The 19,681-nt window shown below is 68.2% G+C and carries 20 protein-coding genes and 1 pseudogene; 13 read left to right on the top strand and 8 right to left on the bottom strand.

What is annotated here, in order from left to right; translation table 11 throughout:
- Nucleotides 1-122: 122 nt before the first annotated feature.
- From mutS to DBR10_RS02290, 4 genes are all read left to right on the top strand, one after another.
- On the top strand, nucleotides 123-2,822 hold the full coding sequence (gene mutS / locus DBR10_RS02300; protein ID WP_108505988.1) for a DNA mismatch repair protein MutS: 2,700 nt from the start codon (nucleotides 123-125) through the stop codon (nucleotides 2,820-2,822).
- Nucleotides 2,823-2,842: 20 nt separating this feature from the next.
- Nucleotides 2,843-5,668, top strand: a complete 2,826-nt coding sequence (locus DBR10_RS02295; protein WP_108505987.1) for a [protein-PII] uridylyltransferase — start codon at nucleotides 2,843-2,845, stop codon at nucleotides 5,666-5,668.
- Between the two features lie 156 nt (nucleotides 5,669-5,824).
- Entirely contained in the window at nucleotides 5,825-5,974 is a 150-nt protein-coding gene (locus DBR10_RS19620) for a hypothetical protein (protein WP_233243198.1), read from the top strand.
- 799 nt (nucleotides 5,975-6,773) lie between these two features.
- Nucleotides 6,774-7,085, top strand: coding sequence for a DNA-binding protein (locus DBR10_RS02290; protein WP_108505986.1), 312 nt, complete (start codon nucleotides 6,774-6,776; stop codon nucleotides 7,083-7,085).
- Here the strand turns inward: DBR10_RS02290 and DBR10_RS02285 are convergent.
- Nucleotides 7,082-7,402 carry a hypothetical protein gene (locus DBR10_RS02285; protein ID WP_108505985.1) on the bottom strand — a complete coding sequence of 107 codons (321 nt, stop codon included), beginning with the start codon at nucleotides 7,400-7,402 and terminating at the stop codon, nucleotides 7,082-7,084. The genes DBR10_RS02290 and DBR10_RS02285 overlap by 4 nt on opposite strands.
- 60 nt (nucleotides 7,403-7,462) lie before the next feature.
- Nucleotides 7,463-8,131 carry a polyhydroxyalkanoate synthesis repressor PhaR gene (gene phaR / locus DBR10_RS02280; RefSeq protein WP_108505984.1) on the bottom strand — a complete coding sequence of 223 codons (669 nt, stop codon included), beginning with the start codon at nucleotides 8,129-8,131 and terminating at the stop codon, nucleotides 7,463-7,465.
- A 218-nt stretch (nucleotides 8,132-8,349) separates the two neighbouring features.
- Here phaR and DBR10_RS02275 point away from each other — a divergent pair, with 218 nt between their 5' ends.
- From DBR10_RS02275 to DBR10_RS02265, 3 genes are all read left to right on the top strand, one after another.
- Nucleotides 8,350-9,525, top strand: a complete 1,176-nt coding sequence (locus tag DBR10_RS02275) for an acetyl-CoA C-acetyltransferase (RefSeq protein ID WP_108489511.1) — start codon at nucleotides 8,350-8,352, stop codon at nucleotides 9,523-9,525.
- Between the two features lie 42 nt (nucleotides 9,526-9,567).
- Nucleotides 9,568-10,293 carry a beta-ketoacyl-ACP reductase gene (locus DBR10_RS02270; protein ID WP_108489510.1) on the top strand — a complete coding sequence of 242 codons (726 nt, stop codon included), beginning with the start codon at nucleotides 9,568-9,570 and terminating at the stop codon, nucleotides 10,291-10,293.
- Nucleotides 10,294-10,491: 198 nt separating this feature from the next.
- On the top strand, nucleotides 10,492-11,265 hold the full coding sequence (locus DBR10_RS02265) for a DUF4908 domain-containing protein (protein ID WP_108505983.1): 774 nt from the start codon (nucleotides 10,492-10,494) through the stop codon (nucleotides 11,263-11,265).
- Between the two features lie 9 nt (nucleotides 11,266-11,274).
- Here the strand turns inward: DBR10_RS02265 and DBR10_RS02260 are convergent, their stop codons facing one another.
- The 3 genes from DBR10_RS02260 to gloB form a co-directional block, all read right to left on the bottom strand.
- The gene (locus DBR10_RS02260) at nucleotides 11,275-11,718 is read right to left on the bottom strand and encodes a hypothetical protein (protein ID WP_108488610.1); all 444 of its coding nucleotides are present in this window, start codon (nucleotides 11,716-11,718) and stop codon (nucleotides 11,275-11,277) included.
- A 124-nt stretch (nucleotides 11,719-11,842) separates the two neighbouring features.
- Nucleotides 11,843-12,310: a cupin domain-containing protein gene (locus DBR10_RS02255; protein ID WP_108488609.1), complete on the bottom strand. Its 468-nt coding sequence runs from the start codon at nucleotides 12,308-12,310 to the stop codon at nucleotides 11,843-11,845.
- Nucleotides 12,307-13,053: a hydroxyacylglutathione hydrolase gene (gene gloB, locus DBR10_RS02250; RefSeq protein WP_108505982.1), complete on the bottom strand. Its 747-nt coding sequence runs from the start codon at nucleotides 13,051-13,053 to the stop codon at nucleotides 12,307-12,309. Before gloB ends, DBR10_RS02255 begins: the two co-directional genes overlap by 4 nt.
- An 80-nt stretch (nucleotides 13,054-13,133) precedes the next feature.
- On the opposite strand from gloB, the gene DBR10_RS02245 reads away from it, so the two are divergent.
- From DBR10_RS02245 to DBR10_RS02235, 3 genes are all read left to right on the top strand, one after another.
- Nucleotides 13,134-13,955: a class I SAM-dependent methyltransferase gene (locus DBR10_RS02245; RefSeq protein ID WP_108505981.1), complete on the top strand. Its 822-nt coding sequence runs from the start codon at nucleotides 13,134-13,136 to the stop codon at nucleotides 13,953-13,955.
- A gap of 26 nt (nucleotides 13,956-13,981) precedes the next feature.
- Nucleotides 13,982-14,326: a P-II family nitrogen regulator gene (locus DBR10_RS02240; RefSeq protein WP_108505980.1), complete on the top strand. Its 345-nt coding sequence runs from the start codon at nucleotides 13,982-13,984 to the stop codon at nucleotides 14,324-14,326.
- A 95-nt stretch (nucleotides 14,327-14,421) separates the two neighbouring features.
- A complete protein-coding gene (locus DBR10_RS02235; protein WP_108505979.1) occupies nucleotides 14,422-15,933 on the top strand; it encodes a phospholipase D-like domain-containing protein in 1,512 nt (503 codons plus the stop codon).
- On the opposite strand, the gene DBR10_RS02230 is transcribed toward DBR10_RS02235, so the two are convergent.
- From DBR10_RS02230 to metX, 3 genes are read right to left on the bottom strand one after another with little or no spacing between them, the layout of a single operon-like run.
- Nucleotides 15,869-16,666 carry an endonuclease/exonuclease/phosphatase family protein gene (locus DBR10_RS02230; protein WP_108505978.1) on the bottom strand — a complete coding sequence of 266 codons (798 nt, stop codon included), beginning with the start codon at nucleotides 16,664-16,666 and terminating at the stop codon, nucleotides 15,869-15,871. The two genes, DBR10_RS02235 and DBR10_RS02230, sit on opposite strands and share 65 nt — an antisense overlap.
- On the bottom strand, nucleotides 16,663-17,334 hold the full coding sequence (metW, locus tag DBR10_RS02225) for a methionine biosynthesis protein MetW (protein WP_108505977.1): 672 nt from the start codon (nucleotides 17,332-17,334) through the stop codon (nucleotides 16,663-16,665). The genes DBR10_RS02230 and metW overlap by 4 nt, the downstream gene beginning before the upstream one ends.
- Nucleotides 17,331-18,470, bottom strand: a complete 1,140-nt coding sequence (gene metX, locus DBR10_RS02220) for a homoserine O-acetyltransferase MetX (RefSeq protein WP_108505990.1) — start codon at nucleotides 18,468-18,470, stop codon at nucleotides 17,331-17,333. The genes metW and metX overlap by 4 nt, the downstream gene beginning before the upstream one ends.
- Nucleotides 18,471-18,563: 93 nt before the next feature.
- Between metX and DBR10_RS02215 the strand changes: the two genes are divergently transcribed.
- The 3 genes and pseudogenes from DBR10_RS02215 to DBR10_RS02205 form a co-directional block, all read left to right on the top strand.
- Complete coding sequence (locus DBR10_RS02215; RefSeq protein ID WP_108487775.1) at nucleotides 18,564-19,076, top strand: SixA phosphatase family protein; 513 nt, start codon at nucleotides 18,564-18,566, stop codon at nucleotides 19,074-19,076.
- On the top strand, nucleotides 19,073-19,417 hold the full coding sequence (locus DBR10_RS02210; protein WP_108505976.1) for a DUF952 domain-containing protein: 345 nt from the start codon (nucleotides 19,073-19,075) through the stop codon (nucleotides 19,415-19,417). Before DBR10_RS02215 ends, DBR10_RS02210 begins: the two co-directional genes overlap by 4 nt.
- Nucleotides 19,414-19,681 (top strand): annotated as a pseudogene (locus DBR10_RS02205) (quinone-dependent dihydroorotate dehydrogenase); the annotation flags it as partial. The gene DBR10_RS02210 and the pseudogene DBR10_RS02205, both read left to right, overlap by 4 nt.

The following is a 19,681-nucleotide window of genomic DNA, read 5'->3' as shown; positions in this document are numbered from 1 at the left end:
GTCCAAAGTCAGCAACCCACCCTTCCCGAAGCCCGCTTCCAGCCACCCCGCCTGCCCCATCGGGCGTTGATCCCCAGATCACCCCTTAACGCCGTCCGCGACGCTCTGTAGTTTCCCGGGCGATGAACGCCCCCGCCGCTCCCGCCATCCAGACCTATGACGCCACCGGCGCGACGCCGGTGATGCAGCAGTTCTTCGAGATGAAGGCGCGGCAGCCCGATGCCCTGATCTTTTTCCGGATGGGCGATTTCTACGAGCTGTTCTTCGACGACGCCTACAAGGCCGCCGCGGCGCTCGGCATCAGCCAGACCTTTCGTGGCAACCATAACGGCCAGCCGATCCCGATGGCGGGCGTGCCGCAGCATGCGGCCGAGGCCTATCTGTCGAAACTGATCCGCCTGGGCTTCAAGGTCGCGGTCTGCGAGCAGATGGAAGACCCGGCCGAGGCCAAGAAGCGCGGCTCCAAGGCGGTGGTCCGCCGCGACATCGTGCGGGTGGTCACACCAGGGACGCTCACCGAGGACGGCCTGCTGGACGCGCGCGGGGCCAATCGGCTGGCGGCGGTGGCCGTGCGGGCCGGGCAGGCGGCGGTGGCGGCGGTCGAGCTGTCGACCGGCGAGGTCGAGGTGTTCTCGGTCAGCAAGGACGGCGTCGCGGCGATCCTGGCGGCCCTGGCCCCGTCCGAGACCCTGGTCGCCGACCGGCTGCTGTCGGACGACGCCCTCGCCCAGACCCTGAAAATCTGTGGCGGTCTGGTTCAGCCCATGCCGTCGGCCCTGTCGGAGCCGCAGGCCTCCGAGACCCGGGTCAAGCGCCTGTATGGCGTCGACACGCTCGACGGCTTCGGCGGCCTGTCGCCGGCCGAGATCGGGGCCCTGGGCCTGATCGCCGCCCATCTGGAAATGACCCAGGCCGGCAGGCTGGCGGCCCTGCGCGCCCCGCGCCGGGCGGCCGATGCCGATGTCATGGCCATCGACCCGGCCACGCGCGGCAGCCTCGAGATCGACCGTACCCAGTCGGGCGACCGGAACGGCTCGCTGCTGGCCGCCATCGACCGCACGGTCAGCGCCGGCGGAGCCCGGCTGCTGGCCTCGCGCCTGGCCCGTCCGCTGCTGGACGTGGCGGCCATCGACCAGCGCCTCGATGCGATCCAGTGGTTTGTCGAGCACCGTCCGCTGCGCCAGAGACTGCGCGACAGCCTCAAGGGCTCCGGCGACATGGCCCGGGCCCTATCGCGCCTGGCACTGGGTCGCGGCGGCCCGCGCGACCTCGGCTGCATCCGCGATACCCTGAAGACCGGCGAGGCCCTGGCCGGCATGATCGCCGGCTCGGGCGATGGCCTGACCTCGCCGCCGTTCGAGCTGGAGCACGCCTTCCAGGCCCTGACCCCGGCGCTCAATCCGGACCTGGCCCGCTTCCTGGCCACGCTGGAGGCCGGGCTCGGCAGCGACCTGCCGGCCCTGGCCCGCGACGGCGGCTTTGTCGCTCCCGGCGTCCTGGCCGAGCTGGACGAGGCCCGGGCCCTGCGCGACGACAGCCGCAAGGTGATCATCGCCCTGGAGGCCCAGCTGGTGCTCGACAGCGGTGTGCCGCTGAAGATCCGCCACAACGGGGTTCTGGGCTATTTCGTCGAGGCCACGGCCGGCAAGGCCGACCCGCTGTTCCAGCCGCCGCTGAACGCCACCTTCATCCACCGCCAGACCCTGGCCAACCAGGTGCGCTTCACGACGGTGGAGCTGGCCGATCTGGACGCCCGCATCGCCCAGGCCGGCGAGCGGGTGCTGGCCATGGAGGTCGCCGCCTTCGAGACCTGGCGCGAAATGGCCCGGCTGCTGGCCGACGCCATCCAGATCGCCGCCGAGGCCCTGGCCCGCATCGACGTCGCCGCCGCCCTGGCCGAGTGGGCCCAGGACAGTGGTGCGACCCGGCCGATCGTCGACGCCTCGCTGGCCTTCGACGCCCAGGCCGCCCGCCATCCGGTGGTCGAGGCCGCCGTCAAGCGGGCCGGCGATCCCTATACGCCCAATGACTGCCGGCTGGACGCCTCGGGCGAGACCGCCGCGCGGCTGTCGATCGTCACCGGACCGAACATGGCCGGCAAGTCGACCTTCCTGCGCCAGAACGCGCTGCTGGCCATCCTGGCCCAGTCGGGCTGCTATGTGCCGGCCGCCCACTTCCGGCTGGGCGTGGTCGACCGCCTGTTCAGCCGGGTCGGGGCCGGGGACGACCTGGCGCGCGGCCGCTCGACCTTCATGATGGAGATGGTCGAGACCGCCGCCATCCTGACCCAGGCCACGCCGCGCAGCCTGGTGATCCTCGACGAGATCGGTCGGGGCACGGCCACCTATGACGGCCTGGCCATCGCCTGGGCCTGCGCCGAGGCCCTGCACGACACCAACCGCAGCCGCGCCCTGTTCGCCACCCACTATCACGAGCTGGCGACGCTCGAAGAGCGGCTGGCCCATGTCTCCAACCTGTCGCTGCGGGCCCGCGAGTGGAACGGCGACCTGGTGTTCCTGCACGAGGCCGCGCCGGGTCCGGCCGACCGCTCCTACGGCGTCCAGGTGGCCAAGCTGGCCGGGGTGCCCGGACCCGTGGTGGCCCGGGCCCGCGAGGTGCTGGACCGGCTGGAGAGCAAGGACCAGTCGCCCGCCCGACTCGATGATCTGCCGCTGTTTGCGGCCAGCCAGGCCGCTTCGGCCCCCGTCCAGACCGCGCCCAGTGCGGTAGAGGCCGGGCTGAAAGATCTGGATGTTGACGGAATGTCGCCCCGCGAAGCGCTCGAAGCCCTATATCGCCTTAAGGGTCTCCTCAGGACCTAGCCGGTAAACCTGTCAGCATCATGCCCCGTCGCCTTCGCCCCACCCCGCTGGAACACGTCGTCGACGGTCACGCCCTGCGCGCGCGCCTGTCTGCGGCCGCCCTGGATGCCCTCGGCGACGAGGCCGCCCAGCGCGCCCGCGCCATCGAGATCCTCAAACAGGCCCTGTTTCGCGGCCGGATGATCGCCAAGGAGCGGCTGGAGAACGGGGCCGGCGGTCTTGAGACCTCGCGCCTGCTCAGTGGCGTCACCGACGAGGTGATCACCGCCCTCTATGACTTCACCACGGTGCACGTGTTCCGGGCCCGCAACCCGACCGAGGGCGAGCGCCTGTGCCTGCTGGCCGTGGGCGGCTATGGCCGCCGCACCCTGGCCCCGTTCAGCGACATCGACCTGCTGTTCCTGCGGCCCTACAAGCAGACCCCGCACGCCGAGAGCGTCATCGAGTTCATGCTCTATGCGCTGTGGGACCTGGGCTTCAAGGTCGGCCACGCCTCGCGCACCGTCGAGGAATGCGTGCGCCTGTCGCGCGAGGACTTCACGATCCGCACGACCATCCTCGAAGCCCGCCGGCTGACGGGGGACGAGCGCCTGGCTGTGGACCTGAAAAAGCGCTTCCAGGACGACGTCATGAAGGGCACGGGCGCGGCCTTCGTCGCGGCCAAGCTCAAGGAACGCGACGACCGCCAGGCCCGGGCCGGGGCCAGCCGCTACATGGTCGAGCCCAACGTCAAGGAGGGCAAGGGCGGCCTGCGCGACCTGCACACCCTGATGTGGATTGCCGAATACCTGCACCCCGTCGACCGTCCGGAAGATGTGTTCAAGCTGGAGGTGTTCGACCGGCGCGAGGCGAAAGCCTTCATCCGCGCCTTCGACTTCCTGCATGCGGTACGGGCCCACCTGCATTTCGCCACCGGCCGGCCCGAGGAGCGCCTGACCTTCGACCTGCAGCCCGAGATCGCCCGCCGCATGGGCTATGGCGACCGCGGTGACGCCCCGGCGGTCGAGCGCTTCATGCGCCGCTACTTCCTGATCGCCAAGGAGGTCGGGACCCTGACCCGCGCCTTCTCGGCCAAGCTGGAAGCCGACAATTTCAAGCACGAGCCCAAGGGCATCTCGCGCTTCCTGCCCGGCGGCGGCCGGCCCAAGCGCAAGGCGCTGGACGTCGAGGGCTTCTATGAGGACGGCGGCCGGCTGAACATCGACGGCCAGGACGTGTTCGAGGCCGATCCGGTCAATCTGATCCGGCTGTTCCGGATCGCCGACGAGCGCGACCTGGATCTGCATCCCGACGCCTTCACCGCCGTCACCCGCAGCCTGCCGCTGATCACCTCGCGGGTCCGCCGCGACGAGGAGGCCTGCGCCGCCTTCCTGCACCTGCTGGCCCGGGGCAAGCGCTCCTACCGCACCCTGACCCTGATGAACGACGCCGGCGTGCTGGGCCGGTTCATCCCCGAGTTCGGACGCATCGTCGCCCAGATGCAGTTCAACATGTACCACTCCTATACCGTGGACGAGCACACCCTGCGGGCCGTCGGGGTGATCGGCGACATCGCCGCCGGACGCCTGGCCGACGACCATCCGCTGGCCGTGTCGATCATGCCGCTGATCGAGGACCGCGAGGCCCTGTTCCTGGCCATGCTGCTGCACGACACCGGCAAGGGCGGGGTGGGCGGCCAGGAAAAGGCCGGGGCCCGCAGCGCCCGCAGCGCCTGCGAGCGCCTGGGCGTCGACCGCGCCAAGGTCGAGCTGGTGGCCTGGCTGGTCGAGAACCACCTCGTGATGAGCGACTTTGCCCAGAAGCGCGACGTCTCCGACCCCGGCACGGTCGCCGCCTTCGCCCGCATCGTCGAAAATCCCGAGCGCCTGCGCCTGCTGCTGGTCATCACCGTGGCCGACATCCGGGCCGTCGGTCCGGGCGTCTGGAACGGCTGGAAGGGCCAGCTGCTGCGCGAGCTCTACAACGCCACCGAGGCGGTGTTTCGCGGCGGGCGTGGCAGCGATGCCGCCGCCAGCGTCCAGCGCCACCAGGAAGCCGCGGCCGAAGCGGCGCGCGAGGCCCTCGTCGCCGCCGATCCGGCCGCCAAGGGCTGGGCCTCGGCCATGGAGGCGGCCTATTTCGGGGCCTTCCCGGCCTCAGACCTCAAGGACCATGCGGCCCTGGCCCGCCGGGCCGCCATCCAGGGCGGGGCCGCCGCCGAGGGCCGGGTCACGCCCGGGGCCAATGCCGCCGAGATCGTGGTCGCCGCCCAGGACCGGCGCGGCCTGTTCGCCGACCTGGCCCTGGCCATCTCGTCCCTGGGCGGCAATGTGGTCGGGGCGCGGGTCTTCACCTCCCGCCAGGGCCAGGCGCTCGACGTGTTCTATGTGCAGGACATCACCGGCGCGCCGCTGGGCTGCGAAAACCCGCGCGCCCTGCGACGTCTGGCTGACGCCCTCGAGGCGGCCGGTCGCGGCGAGAGCCTCAGCTTCGAGCCCCGGCGCGGCGGCGAACAGGCCCGTACGGCGGCCTTCTCGATCACCCCCAGCGTGGTGATCGACAACGAGTCTTCGGATGATGCGACGGTGGTCGAGGCCTCGGGCCGCGACCGTCCCGGCCTGCTGCACGCCCTGGCCCAGACCCTGGCCCAGAACGGCCTGTCCATCCAGTCAGCCCATATCGACGGCTATGGCGAGCGGGCGGTCGACGCCTTCTATGTCCAGACCGCCGAGGGCGGCAAGGTCGCCGATACCCGCAAGGTCTCGACCCTGAAAGCCGACCTGCTGGCCGCCCTGGAAGCCAACGAAGCCGGCGCGCCGAACACGCGGCCGGGGCTCAAGCGCGCCCGGGCGAGCGTGGCGCGGTAGGGGAAGGCCGGCATCTGCGGGGGCTAGGCGGCCGACGCCGCAGGCCCCCACCTGACCGGCTTCGCCGGTCGTCCGCCCCCAGTGGGGGCGGATGAGCTCATCTTCCCCCTCCGGGGGAAGACGGTCGCGAAGCGACCCGTAGGGGGCAAGTGGGGGATGATCAATAGAGCACCTTTTCCTTGTCATCCCGGCCGCAGCGTAGCGGAGAGCCGGGACCCAGGGGCAACTGCAGTGCGCCGACCCCTGGGTCCCGGCGCTCCCGCCCTCCGGGCGTCCGGCCGGGATGACAAGGATTTTGGGCGTTAGAAAACGGGGATCCAGCGCCTACAATCCCCATCAACCGCCAAACAAACCCCAACCCGATCAACCCCTTACAAAAATCCCCATCGCACTTATCCGACGCACCCAAAACCCCCCGCATAATCATCCCACCAGATCGCACGGGAAGGGCGCACGTACGGCGACCGTTGCGGCGGTCTGGGGTGGTCGAGCGGGCAGCGTCCCGGCGGCCGTCATCTGGGGCCTCAAGTGCCCGGTTTGCGAGACGTGGCCTGTCCCTCCAGGGAAGGCGGGCGTTTCGGACCGGGGCTCGGGATCAGCTCTCCAGACGACGGTCCGGCGGACACGCAGCAGGTCCGGGCTGAAATCGCCCGGACGGTCTGGACGGGGTCGCTTCCCCTCCACCCGTCGGGGGCCGAAGTCGGGAGCGGGTTAAAACCCCGCGTCCTGAAGGCTCACCGGATAACGGACTACGCGGAGCGTCTGAACTTCGTCGAAACGGTACTTCTACAATCCCTCATCCGGGCGAGGCCCGGACGCTCCGCAGCCCTTCCCACACCTTCAGCGGCCAAACCGCGTGAGGCCGAAAGCCCATGTCTGAAACAGGGCTTGCCGCGACCGGGCGATGTCCCGGAAGCTGGACGGCAGGCCGGCACCGTTCAGGACCCTAGGTCAGGGCCGTGAAGATCAGGGTGACCACGGCAATGTCGAAGAAGCGGATGGCAGCGGACAGCATGGAGGCCTCGTCGGCGATGAGTTCACCCCCGGTTAAGCAAGACTGGCGCCAAGACGGGTGCCATGACGGGCGCAGGAGCCTGGAGGCCTGATGGCGCTGTTCTTCGATCGCGACTGGTATGAGGCCAGGCTGGCCGAGCGCGGGCTGGACCGCGCCGCCCTGGCCGCTGTCGCCGGGCTTGATGCGCACGCCCTCGATCTGGCCTTCAAGGACCAGCGCGAGCTGGCACGGCCGGAACTGGCGGCTTTTGCTGAACTTCTTGGCGTCCCGGTCGACGAGGCGGCCTCACGGGCCGGCGTGCGACTGTCGCCGGCCGCGATGCCGGACCCGGACGACAGGCTGGCCCGGCTGGAAGCCCGGGTGGCGGCCCTTGAGGCCCGCCTGGCCCGGGAGGCAGGTTAGATTTCGGTCTTGTTGAGACGGCCCGTCTTGGTCCGGCGGTCGGCCTGACCGGAATATTCCGTCCCGAGATAGGTCGATCGCGCCGAGTCGAGCACTTCCTGCCCACCGCGCAGGCCGCGCTTCTGCCCACTCTGACCCATCAGGTGGGCGGCGAAGGTCGCATAGGCCGCCCGGCGGGGCGGCGGCGGGGTGGCCGCCGGCTCCTCCTGGACCTGCACGACCTCATCCTCCGCCGCAGGACTGTCGGCGGACAGCAGGGCCGGCAGCATGCGCCGCGACTGCGCCGTGCGCCGAACAGGATGGATGGGGTCGTTCATGAGCCAAAGCCTAGGGCCAGGATCGTTAAGAACGGATGGGTCGTCGTGGTTTGCAGAGGGTTAAGGCTTGGTCGCCAGCTTTTCGATCTGCTGCTGCATGGCTTCCAGCTGGCGCTTCAGGTCGGCCAGGGAGTCCTCGCTGGGCTGAGGCGCGGGCGCGCTGGCCGGGGCCGGATCACCCGAAGCCGCCTGGGCGGCGGCGGCGGCGTCCTCGGGACGGGCATAGGCGAACGGCGAAAACATCTTCATGGCGCGATCGAACAGGGCCATGTTCTGGCGCACCTGCTCTTCATAGACCCCCATGCCGATCGGCATCTTGCCCGGGGTGACGCCGGCGAACTGGGTGCGCATCCGCTCCTGCTGCTTGGTGAAGCTCTCCAGCGACATCTCCAGATAGCTGGGCAGGAAGGCCTGCATGGAGTTGCCGTAGAAGCCGATCAGCTGGCGCAGGAACTGGATCGGAAGCAGGTTCTGACCGCCGCCGCGATTTTCTTCCTCAAAGATGATCTGGGTCAGGACCGAGCGGGTGATGTCGTCATTGGACTTGGCGTCATAGACCACGAAGTCGACGCCCTCCTTGACCATGTCCGAGAGGTGCTCGAGCGTCACATAGGAGCTGGAGGCTGTGTTGTAGAGGCGACGGTTCGCGTATTTCTTGATGATGACGCGCTGCCCGGCCGGCTTTTCGGCGCCGGCGGAGGTTTCGCCTTTTGAAGGGTTCTCGGACATTTCGTTCCCTAGGACAGCGGTGTCGCCCGCTTTTCGCATTGCACTATCGCGAATGCAAAGGCATGGCGCCAGTGCTGTGATCACTTGGAACCGTCGGCAAGGCGTGAAAATGTGCTGATGACGAACGCGGTTCGGTTATGCATGGTGCTGCTGCACTGCAAAAGCACGGGCGCCGCAACTGCGAAGGCGTCACGTTAGATCGTCACGGGAGCTTCGCCATGAGCGACATCGTCATCGTTTCCGCCGCCCGCACGCCGGTCGGTTCCTTCAACGGGGCGCTGTCCAGCCTGCCCGCCTCAGACCTCGGCAAGGTGGCCATCGAAGCCGCCATCGCCCGCGCCGGCATCACCGCCGCCGACGTCGATGAAGTGATCCTGGGCCAGGTGCTGCAGGCCGGCGCCGGTCAGGGCCCCGCCCGCCAGGCCGCCGTCAAGGCCGGCATCCCGGTCGAGAGCCCTGCCTGGAGCCTCAACCAGCTGTGCGGCTCGGGCCTGCGTGCCGTGGCCCTGGCGGCCCAGCAGATCGCTGCCGGCGATGCCAGGATCGTCGTGGCCGGCGGCCAGGAGAGCATGAGCCAGGCCCCGCACGCCCAGCAGCTGCGCAACGGCCAGAAGATGGGCGACCTCAGCTTCGTCGACACCATGATCAAGGACGGCCTGTGGGACGCCTTCCACGGCTACCATATGGGCCAGACCGCCGAAAACATCGCCTCGCGCTGGCAGATCACCCGCGGCGACCAGGACAACTTCGCCGTCGCCAGCCAGAACAAGGCCGAAGCCGCCCAGAAGGCCGGACGCTTCGACGCCGAGATCGCGCCGGTCACCGTCAAGGGCCGCAAGGGCGACACCATTGTCGACAAGGACGAGTTCATCCGTCACGGCGTGACCCTGGACGCCATTTCGGGCCTGCGCCCGGCCTTCACCAAGGACGGTTCGGTCACCGCCGCCAACGCCTCGGGCCTCAATGACGGGGCCGCCGCCCTGGTCCTGATGAGCGCCGACGAGGCCAAGGCCCGTGGCCTCAAGCCGCTGGCCCGCATCGCCTCGTGGGCCAATGCCGGCGTCGATCCCGAGATCATGGGCACCGGCCCGATCCCGGCCAGCAAGAAGGCCCTCGAAAAGGCCGGCTGGACCGTCGCCGACCTCGACCTGGTCGAATCCAACGAAGCCTTCGCCGCCCAGTCGCTGTGCGTCGTTCGCGAACTCGGCCTGGACGCCAGCAAGGTCAATGTGAACGGCGGCGCCATCGCCATCGGTCACCCGATCGGGGCCTCCGGTGCGCGCATCCTCACCACCCTCCTCCACGAAATGCAGCGCTCGGGGGCCAAGAAGGGCCTGGCGACCCTGTGCATCGGTGGCGGCATGGGCGTGGCCATGTGCGTGGAAGCGGTCTGACCCACAAACCCAGAACCATAAAAACACTATCGGGAGAGAGTTATGACGAGAGTTGCATTCGTGACCGGCGGCACCCGGGGTATCGGCCGGGCGATCTGCGAGCGCCTGGTGGCGGACGGCATGAAGGTGGCCGCCGGCTATTCCGGCAATGAAGCCGCCGCCGAAGCCTGCGCCAAGGAACTGGGCGTCATGGTGGTCAAGGGCAATGTCGGCTCGTTCGACGACTGCGCCGCCGCCGTGAAGAAGGTCGAGGCCGAACTCGGTCCGATCGACGTTCTGGTCAACAACGCCGGCATCACCCGCGACGGCATGCTGCACAAGATGACCTACGACCAGTGGTCGGAAGTGATCCGGGTCAATATGGACTCGGCCTTCAACATGACCCGTCCGGTCATTGAAGGCATGCGCGAGCGCAACTGGGGCCGGATCGTCAACATCAGCTCCATCAACGGCCAGAAGGGCCAGATGGGCCAGACCAACTACTCGGCCGCCAAGGCCGGCCTGATCGGCTTCACCAAGGCCCTCGCCCTTGAGAATGCCAAGAAGGGCGTGACCGTCAACGTGATCTGCCCCGGCTATATCGATACCGAGATGGTCGCGGCCGTGCCGGAAAACGTCCTGGCCGGCATCATTGCTGGCATCCCCGTCGGCCGTCTCGGCAAGGGCGAGGAAATTGCCGACATGGTCTCGTTCCTGGCCGGCGAGCGGGCCGGTTTCGTGACCGGTGCCACCCTGACCCTGAACGGCGGCCAGTACATGGCCGCCTAAGGCTTGAGGACCTCGGACTACAGGCACGGCCCGGGCGGGAACCTCGCCCGGGCCGTTGTCGTCAGAGTTGACGCGTCCGGCGTTTCATCGTGAAAACGCTGCGACGCGGGGGCGTCAGGACCGTACGGCGACGATTGGGCCGGAAGCGTCCAAGATTCGCCCCACTCGACGGGCATAACGGGTCCTATGAAGAGTTTGATGGCGGAGAAAAGCGGTCTGGGGACATTCGTCGTCCTCGCGATAGCCGCCACCTTCTCGCTTGCCCCCACGACGTCCCATGCCCAGCAGACCGCGCAGTCCCTGCGCGACGCCCTTCTGGGTCATCACGGCTTTTCGGCCTCGCGCCGATCCGCCGCGCCGCCCGTGGCCCGCTACGTGTCCGAAAGCGGCAGCGCCTTCGTCCTCGATCGCGCGACCGCCCAGCCCCTGCTGAAGTTCGAAAACAGCCAGGAGGTCTGGGTCCTGTCGTCCCAGCCGGCACCACGCGGCGACATCATCTACCGCAACGAGATGGGCGAGCCGGTCCTGCGGGCGACCAAGCTGGGCGGGATGACCCTGTTCACCGAGGACAACCCCATGGGCGCGGCCGCCGCGCTCACCGGCAAGGCTACGTCGATCCAGCCGCCACAGGTGATCTCGATCAATGCCCTGTTCCAGCGCCTGGGCCAGGCCAGCAGCCGCGCCAGCCGCGCCGCCCAGCGCCTGATCCCGTTCGAGACGGTCCAGGATGTCCGGCCCGAAACCTCGGTTCTGGTCGCCGACAGCGCCACCATCACGGCCGAGGCTTTCGAGCGCCTGGCCCGCAACGGCGACCGAACGGTGCTGTCCAGGGTCATGCGGGTGCTACTGGCCGAAGGCGACAAGCCCGGGGCAACGATCCGCAACGGCGCACTGATCATCACCTATGCACCCGGACAGGGCCTCGCCGGGCGGCCGTCCTCGAAGCGCATCGTCAAGATCGTCGACCGATAGGGCCTTGTATCAGCTCGCCTCAACGCCCAACTGCTTCAGTTCCTTCAGGAACCGCAGAAGGCTGGTGTGCGAGCGCTTCAGACTGTTGATCAGTTCAGGCCGGCCAAGCGCCTCGACCGGAACGATGAAACCCTCGCGACCCACCTTGCGGGCCATACCCCGCTCCAGCATCTCGACGACCCGCCGGCGAACGGTTTCATAGGGAAGGCCGAGAGAGTCGGCGACCTGGCGGATCGTGATCGGCCGGCGCTCCTCGTCAGGCGGCAGGTCCTCGACCTCCGCATAGGCTTCCTTGCCCCGCAGGTGCGAGACATTGCCCGCCCACAGGGTGGTGAAGACCAGGGAGTAGATGATGTCTGCGCCATGGACCTCGTTGGCGATCTCGACCCAGCGCAGGATGTAGTCCGTGGCGCTGCGCGCCGCCGCCCGCGCGACATTGTAGTCATCAGACATAGCGATTCCCGAGCCCCCTGCATCAACCATAGATATAGAACACGGGTGTGAAAAGGATTGCAGGATCTATTGACACAAATCGTGCAGAAAGACTGAAGAAACCTGATTACCGAGGCCCGCGAAGTCAGGCCTGACTGGGTCTCCAATCGGGTGGAGCCAGCTCAAAACCTTCGAACCTGAACCCCGGTGCGACGGTGCAGCCGACCAAGGTCCAGGCCCCCAGACTGACCGCTGTCTGCCACCACAGGGTCGGCACGACGACCTGGGGCCGGCATCCCGCCCGAAGATCAGGACCCAGTACGTGGGCGGTCGCCCCCCGGCCCTCCGGTGGCGACAGCGTCAGGGAGATCGGTGCGCCGGCATGATAGTGCCAGATCTCCACCGCATCCACGCGATGCCAGGCCGACATCTGCTCGGCCTCCAGCAGATAGTAGATCGCCGTCGACAGCGGCCGGCCGTCCTGCTGGGCCGGGTCCTCATAGGTCCGCCGGTACCAGCCGCCCTCGGGATGGGGCTGCATCTCGAGCATGCGGACGATCTCGCGGGCCCCCAGATCCCCGGAGATGCCGGGCATGACGTTCTTCGGGCTCATCCCTTGAAGCCGTCCTTGGCGGCCCGGACAGCGGCAAAGGCGGCGGCCGGTGCCAGGTCCGGATGAAGGCGCGGCGCGCGCAGAAACGGATTGGTCGCCTTCTCGAGACCGATCGAGGTCGGCACGGTCGGCTCGCCCCGTTCGCGGGCCGCAAAAACGGCGTCGGTGCGGGACTTCACGGCCGGATCATCATCCACCGACAGTGCGAAGCGGGCATTTGAGGCCGTGTACTCGTGGGCGCAGTAGACCGTGGTGGCATCCGGCAGGGCCGTCAGCCGCCCTAGGGAGTCCCACATCTGTTCGGCCGTGCCCTCGAACAGCCGGCCACAGCCAAGCGCAAACAGCGTGTCGCCGACAAAGGCGATGCCGTCGGCGGCGTCGTGAAAGGCGACATGCCCGAGGGTATGCCCCCCGGTGTCGATGACCGAAAAGCGCGTCTCACCCAGTTCGACGATGTCGCCGTCCCCGACTTCACGGTCGAGGGGCGCGATGCGGGTGACTTCCTGCGGGCCGACTATGGTCGCGCCAGTGGCCGCCTTCAGGGCGGCATTGCCGCCGGCATGGTCGGGATGCCAGTGGGTGTTGAGGATCAGATCCAGCCCCCAGCCCAGCTTGCCGAGCTCCGCCAGGATGGCATCGGCGTCCGGCGTGTCGATGGTCGCGGTCTTGCCGGTGGCCTCGTCGCGCACGAGAAAGCCATAGTTATCCGACAGGCAGGGAAACTGGTGAACGGTCAGCGACATGAACGGCCTTGTTCCTGAGGAGGCGGTGACGCGGGCCGCGTCAACGCCTACATAAATGAACTGGCCGCCCCGGAGACTCAATGCGTCGCGACGTGCTCGATCTCAGAGCCTTCTATGCCACTCCGCTGGGGCGGGCCGCGCGCGTCATGCTGGCCCGCAAGGTCGAGGAGGCGTGGGGCGACACGCGCGGGCTCGATGTGCTGGGCCTGGGCTATGCAACGCCGTTCCTGGAGCCCGCCTCACGCCGGGCCAGACGGGTCGTGGCCGCCATGCCAGCGACCCAGGGCGTCGAGGTCTGGCCGCTCGGCGACCGGAACCAGGCCTGCCTGGTCGAGGAAACCGCCCTGCCCCTGCCCAATGCGATGTTCGACAGGGTGCTGGCCGTCCACGCCCTGGAAGAGGCCGATGATCCCGGCGCACTGCTGGCCGAAATCGGCCGGGTCATGGCTCCGACGGGCCGGCTGATCGTGGCGGTCGCGTCCCGGGACGGAGCCTGGGCCGGAGCCGAGACCACGCCCTTCGGACATGGGCGTCCTTTCAGTCGCAGCCAGCTCGAGCGCCTGATCCGCGACGCAGAACTGGAGCCTGCAGGCTGGACCCGGGCGCTCTATGTTCCGCCCATGACGTTCGCGGCGGGATGGGCCGAGGGTTTCGAGCAGGTCGGTGCCCGACTCTGGCCGCGCTTCGCCGGCGTGATCCTGATGGAAGCTGTCAAACAGACCTTCGCCGTCAAGCCGCGCGGCCACCGGGCCCGGGTCCGGGTCTTCACGCCGGGCGTCCTGGCACCCAGTCCTGTCGGTCCTGCGGCGGTCCGTGCCGTGCCTTCCCGGAAAGCAACCACCATGGAACCGTGCGGATCGCACTTGGAGCCTTCGCAATCCAAGCCTAGCTTGGGGTCGTAAACTCTGTTCGCTGCGGGAGCCGCGCCATGAAAATGATCGTCGCCATCATCAAACCCAGCCGGCTGGACGCAGTGCTTGAAGCCGTGACTGAAGCGGGGGCCTCCGGCCTGACCGTGACCGAGGTTCGCGGCTATGGCCGGCAGAAGGGCAAGACCGAGGTCTATCGCGGTGCCGAGTACGAGGTGAAACTGCTGCCCAAGGTAAAGCTGGAAATCGCCGTACCGACCGACGTGGTCGAGGCGGTCGTGGAAGCCCTGCAGCGCACTGCCAATACCGGCAAGATCGGCGACGGCAAGGTCTTCGTGATGGACCTCGAGCAGGCCCTGCGCATCCGCACCGGCGAGCGCGACGCTGCTGCGATCGCCGGCTAGGTCCACCTCAAGGCCCTCTCGCACGACTTGCGACAAGCGCACGGAGCCCCAACGCGGCTTCGGGCGTTGTCGCAGTTCATCGCGATAGGAACGTCATGGACGAGCGTCCTTCCGTTTTTCAACCGGACCTGAACTGCTGGCGGGTCGAGCCCGCTGACAGGGTCGCCCTGCTGATCGACAATGACGAAACCTTCGACGCCCTGAAGCCGCTTCTGCTGGCGGCCAAACGCTCGATCTGGATCCTGGCCTGGGTGTTCGACCCCTTGACCCGTCTGGATCCGGACCGCGTCCGCAAGAGTCGGGATCCTGGAAATGCCGACCGGATTGGCCTGATCCTGCGCCGGCAGGCCGCCCTCAACCCGGCCTTGGACGTCCGGGTCCTCACCTGGGACATGCCGTTTCCGATTGCTGCTGCGCAACTGTTCGGGCCCCAGCGCGGTGCCGCCTTCTTCGCCGGCTCCCGGGTGAAGTACCAGATGGACGCCACCCTGCCGGCCTCGGCCTGTCACCATCAGAAGGTGGTCGTCATCGACGGGGCCACCGCCCTGCTCAGTGGCGGCGATATCGGGGTCGATCGCTGGGACGCCTGCGAACACCTCGACAACGACCCCCGGCGCCGCCTGCCGACCGGACGGCACTATCCGGCCCGTCACGAGGTCGCGATGCTGGTCGACGGTGCCGCTGCCCGCGCCCTGGGCGAGCTGTTTATTGCGCGCTGGAAAAATGCCACCGGCGAAAGCCTCGCCCTTCCCGACCGGCCCGCAGATGCCCCGTGGCCGGACAGCCTCGTGCCAGACCTGCGCAGGGCCGATATCGCCATCGCCCGAACCCAGGCGGCCTGGAAGGGCCGTCCTGAGATCATCGAGAGCCTGATGCTGCATCTGGCCGGCATCCGGTCGGCAAGGCGACTGATCTATCTTGAGAACCAGTACCTGACCTCTCCGCTCATCGTCGAAGCCCTGGCCGAACGGCTGGCCGAGCCGGATGGTCCGGAGGTGGTGACTATCGGCCCTTCCCGCAGTCCGAGCTATTTTGACCGGATCACAATGGACAGTGCCCGCACTTCGGCGATCAACCGCCTGCTCGCAACAGACATTCACGGACGCTTCTCGGCCTTCAGCGCCCATACGCCCGGTGGCGGGCCGATCATCGTCCATTCCAAGGTGGCGATCATGGACGACAGGATGCTCCGCGTCGGATCGGCCAATCTGAACAACCGCTCGATCGGCCTGGATACGGAATGTGACCTGGCGCTCGAGGGCGGCTCGCCGCTGAATCGCGAGGTCATTGCCGCCTTTCTCGCCCGGTTGATCGGTCACTTCCTGGGCCGCGAGCCGCTCGACGTCCAGATGGCGCTCGAGCAGGAAGGCGGGCTGGCAGCGGCCATCACCCTGCTGGACGGCAAGCGCGATGGGCCTCGCCGGCTGCAGCCGGTTCCCCACCGCAAGCTGACCGGCGTTCAGCAGTTCATCGCCGACTGGAACCTGGGCGACTCCCTGTCGCCCGAGGATGCCTGGCGACCTTGGGGCCGACGTGCGCGGCTCAGGCGGGACCTGCTGCGACTGACGGCCCCGCCGCCGCCGGCACCGGAGTTCCTGCAGCCGTAAGCTCCAGTTCAACGACCAGCGGCAGGTGATCCGAAGCCAGCCGGGCCCGGGCATCCCGGGGCGACCAGACCCGGAGGGTGCTCAGGCCCGGGGTCAGGAACACATGGTCGATCCGCATGAACGGGAAGCTGGACGGAAAGGTCGCAATCGACCGTCCCGTCCCTTGCCCCGCAGGCGACTGGGCATCGCGCATCGCCGCGCGCAACATCCGGTAGGTCGCCGACGCGGGCGCGGCATTGAAGTCCCCCAGAAGCACCCCCGGAGCCGTCCAGCCGTCCGACGCCATCCAGCGATCCCCCAGAAGCGCCGCCGCCTGCCGGCGCTGTTCCTGCGGAACGAGGCCCAGATGGGTGTTGATGATCTGCACGGGCTGGTCGCCGAGCATGACCTCAACCCAAAGGGCCCCGCGAGGCTCAAGGCCAGGGATTCGACGGTAGAGCGGCAGCCCCTCAGCCCTGATCCGGCGTTCGGGAAGCGCGGTGAGGATGGCGTCGCCATAGAGCTCTTCCTCCACCGTCATCGCCGGGTGGAAATGGAAGCTCATTTTCAGAAGATCGGCCAGCCGGTGGGCCTGGTCTTCGCGCCGGGTCCGGAGGCGGCCCACATCGAGCTCCTGCAGCGCCACCACATCGGGGGCTTCGGCAGCGATGACCTCGGCGACGCGCTCGATGTCGAGGCGGCGATCCGTGCCCACGCAGCGGTGGACATTGTAGGTCATCAGGCGAAGCGTCATCCGTCGAAGAGATCGCCTGAAGCCGGAGGAAGTTCCCGGGCCGTCGCCGCTGAAGCCGGTGTCGCCCGGCTGAGCATGAAGAGACAGCTCTCGGCCCGCCAGTTCTCGAGCGGACTGGACGGATTGATCGGCCGGCCCGGTCCCGTTCCGGCGAAGGCTGCGCAGGCGTCGACCCGGACGTTCAGGTCATCGGTCAGGGCCAGAAAGTCGACGAGCGTGCAGAGGTGAATGTTGGGCGTCGACCACCAGGGCATGGGCAGGGCCTTGGTCTCGGGCATCCGCCCGCGGCTCAGCAGCGACCAGCGGACGCGCCAGTGCCCAAAGTTGGGAAAGGACACGATGGCGCGGTCAGCGATGCGCAGCAGCTCGTTCAGGACATGGCGCGGCTGGCGCGTCGCCTGCAGGGTCTGGGACAGGATGGCGTAGTCGAACGTGCGGTCCGGGAAGTGATCCAGATCCTGGTCGGCATCGCCCTGCACAACCGAAAGACCGCGCGCCATGCAGGCGGCGACGCCCTTGGCGCTGATCTCAAGCCCGCGGCCGTCGACCTGCTTGTCGTGGGCCAGCAGATCCAGCAGGGCCCCTTCGCCGCAGCCCACATCGAGCACCCGCGAGCCGGGCCGGACGAGGCGGAGGATCTCGCGAAAATCTTCGCGCGTGGTCGTCATGCCAGGCCCCGATCCCGTTCAACCGAACCCAGGAAGCCGGAGAGGGCCGCGTCCATGACCGGCTCGTCCAGCAGGAAGGCGTCGTGGCCCTTGTCGCTCTCGATTTCGACAAAGGCCACCCGGCAGCCGGACGCGGTCAGGGCCCGCACGATGTGGCGGCTCTCGGGAGTCGGATAGAGCCAGTCGCTGGTGAACGACAGGACGCAGAAGCGCATGTGGCGGGCTCGCGTAAAGGCATTGGCCAGGACGCCGCCGTGCCCGGCCGCGATGTCGAAATAGTCCATCGCCCGGGTGATGTAGAGATAGCTGTTGGCATCGAAGCGGTCGACAAAACTGGCCCCCTGGTGGCGCAGATAGCTTTCCACCTGGAAGTCAGCGTCAAAGCCCCAGGACAGGCCGTCGCGCTGCAGCTCCCGGCCGAACTTCCGTTGCAGGGCCGGTTCGGACAGATAGGTGATGTGGGCGGCCATCCGGGCCACGGCGAGGCCCTTCTCGGGACGTGTGCCATGGTCGGCATAGGCCCCGCCGCGCCAGTCGGGGTCGGCCATGATCGCCTGGCGGCCGACCTCGTGGAACGCGATGTTCTGGGCTGAATGCCGGGAGGCCGAAGCGATGATCACCGCACTGGCCAGGCGTTCGGGATAGTCCACGGCCCATTGCTGGACCTGCATGCCGCCCATCGAACCGCCGACCACCGCGAACAGGGTCTCGACGCCCAGCGCCCTGACGAGCATGGCCTGGGCCCGGACCATGTCAGCGATGGTGATCACCGGGAACGACAGAGCCCAGGGCTTGCCGGTGGCGGGATTGATCGAGGCCGGACCGGTCGAGCCCATGCAGCCGCCGATGACATTGCTGCAGATGATGAAGTGACGGGCGGGATCCAAAGGCTTGCCCGGGCCGACCAGACGCGGCCACCAGCCCGGCTTGCCGGTCGTCGGATGCGCCGAGGCCACATACTGGTCCATGGTCAGGGCGTGGCAGATCAGGACGGCATTCGAACGATCCGCGTTGAGCTGGCCATAGGTCTGATAGGCGACCTCAAGGCCCTCGATCACACCCCCGGAGTCGAGGCGCAGGGGCTCGCTCGCCGGAAACCGCCAGGTTCCGCCGTCGTTGAGCGCGGATGAGGCCATATCGAGGTCAGCCATGACCGCCTTGGACCGCTTGGCGAAGAAGGTGTCAACCGCTGGCTTCCGGTGGACCCGCACCAAGGCTATGGAGGGCGTATGGACCGACTGATCCTCATGCGCCACGGCCAGGCCGAGCGGCACGCCGCCACGGGCGGCGACTTCGAACGCAGCCTGACGCTGCGTGGCCGCGAGGACGCGGCCCTGATGGGACAGTTGGTGGCCCAGCGCGGTGCCAGGCCTGACCTCGTGCTGGTCTCGGCCGCCCGTCGGACCCGTGAGACCTGGGCCTCGCTGTCGTCCATCGCGCCGACGTCCAAGGTCGAGCTGCGCCGGGACCTCTATCATGCCGAACCCGAGGACGTGGTCGCCGCACTCGAGGACGAGGGCGAGGGCTTCGGAACAGTGATGGTCATCGGACATAATCCCGGACTGCACGAGCTGGCCCTCAGGCTGGCCGTCCAGGGCGGCACGCCGCCAAAGACCATGAATGCACTACGCAGCCGGTTTCCGACCTCGACGATTACGGTCTTCGCATTCGGCGACGGCGGCCCGCCCGTGCTGGAGCATCTGCTCTACGCGGCCGAACATGGCGGTACGGGCGCAGAATGACCCTTATCTACAAGATCCTGGCCCGCTCCGAGTGGGACGCCGCTGAAGCGGCCGGAGCCTTCACAGGGTCCGCCGTCGATCTGGCGGACGGCTTCATCCATTTTTCCGCCGCCGATCAGGCCCAGGCCACAGCCGCCAAATGGTTCGTCGGCCAAAGCGACCTTCTCCTTCTCGGGGTCGAGGCCGAAAGCCTGGGCGATGCCCTCCGCTGGGAAGAGTCCCGCGACGGTGCCCTGTTTCCCCATCTCTACCGGCCGCTGCTGCCGTCCGAGGTCCTCAGCCGCATGGCTGTCGAGCTGGATGGCCAGGGCGTGCCGCAGCTTGGCAGTCTTCCCGCATGAGCCTTCATGACATTGCCGCTCGGGCCCTGCACGCCCTGGACCCTGAAGACGCCCACGGCATGGCGATCCGCGGCCTGAAGCTGGGCCTCGGGCCCCGTCAGGGCGAACCCTCGGACCCGATTCTGGCCATCAGCCTCGCCGGCCTCGCCCTGCCCAGCTGCGTGGGCCTGGCCGCCGGCTTCGACAAGGATGCCGAGGTTCCCGATGCCATGCTGGCCGCCGGGTTCGGCTTTGTGGAATGCGGAACCGTCACCCCCCTGCCCC

Source organism: Caulobacter sp. HMWF025 (genome assembly GCF_003060965.1).
In the GTDB taxonomy this organism is placed as follows: Bacteria; Pseudomonadota; Alphaproteobacteria; order Caulobacterales; family Caulobacteraceae; genus Caulobacter.
This window is presented reverse-complemented; position numbering and strand designations above follow the sequence as displayed.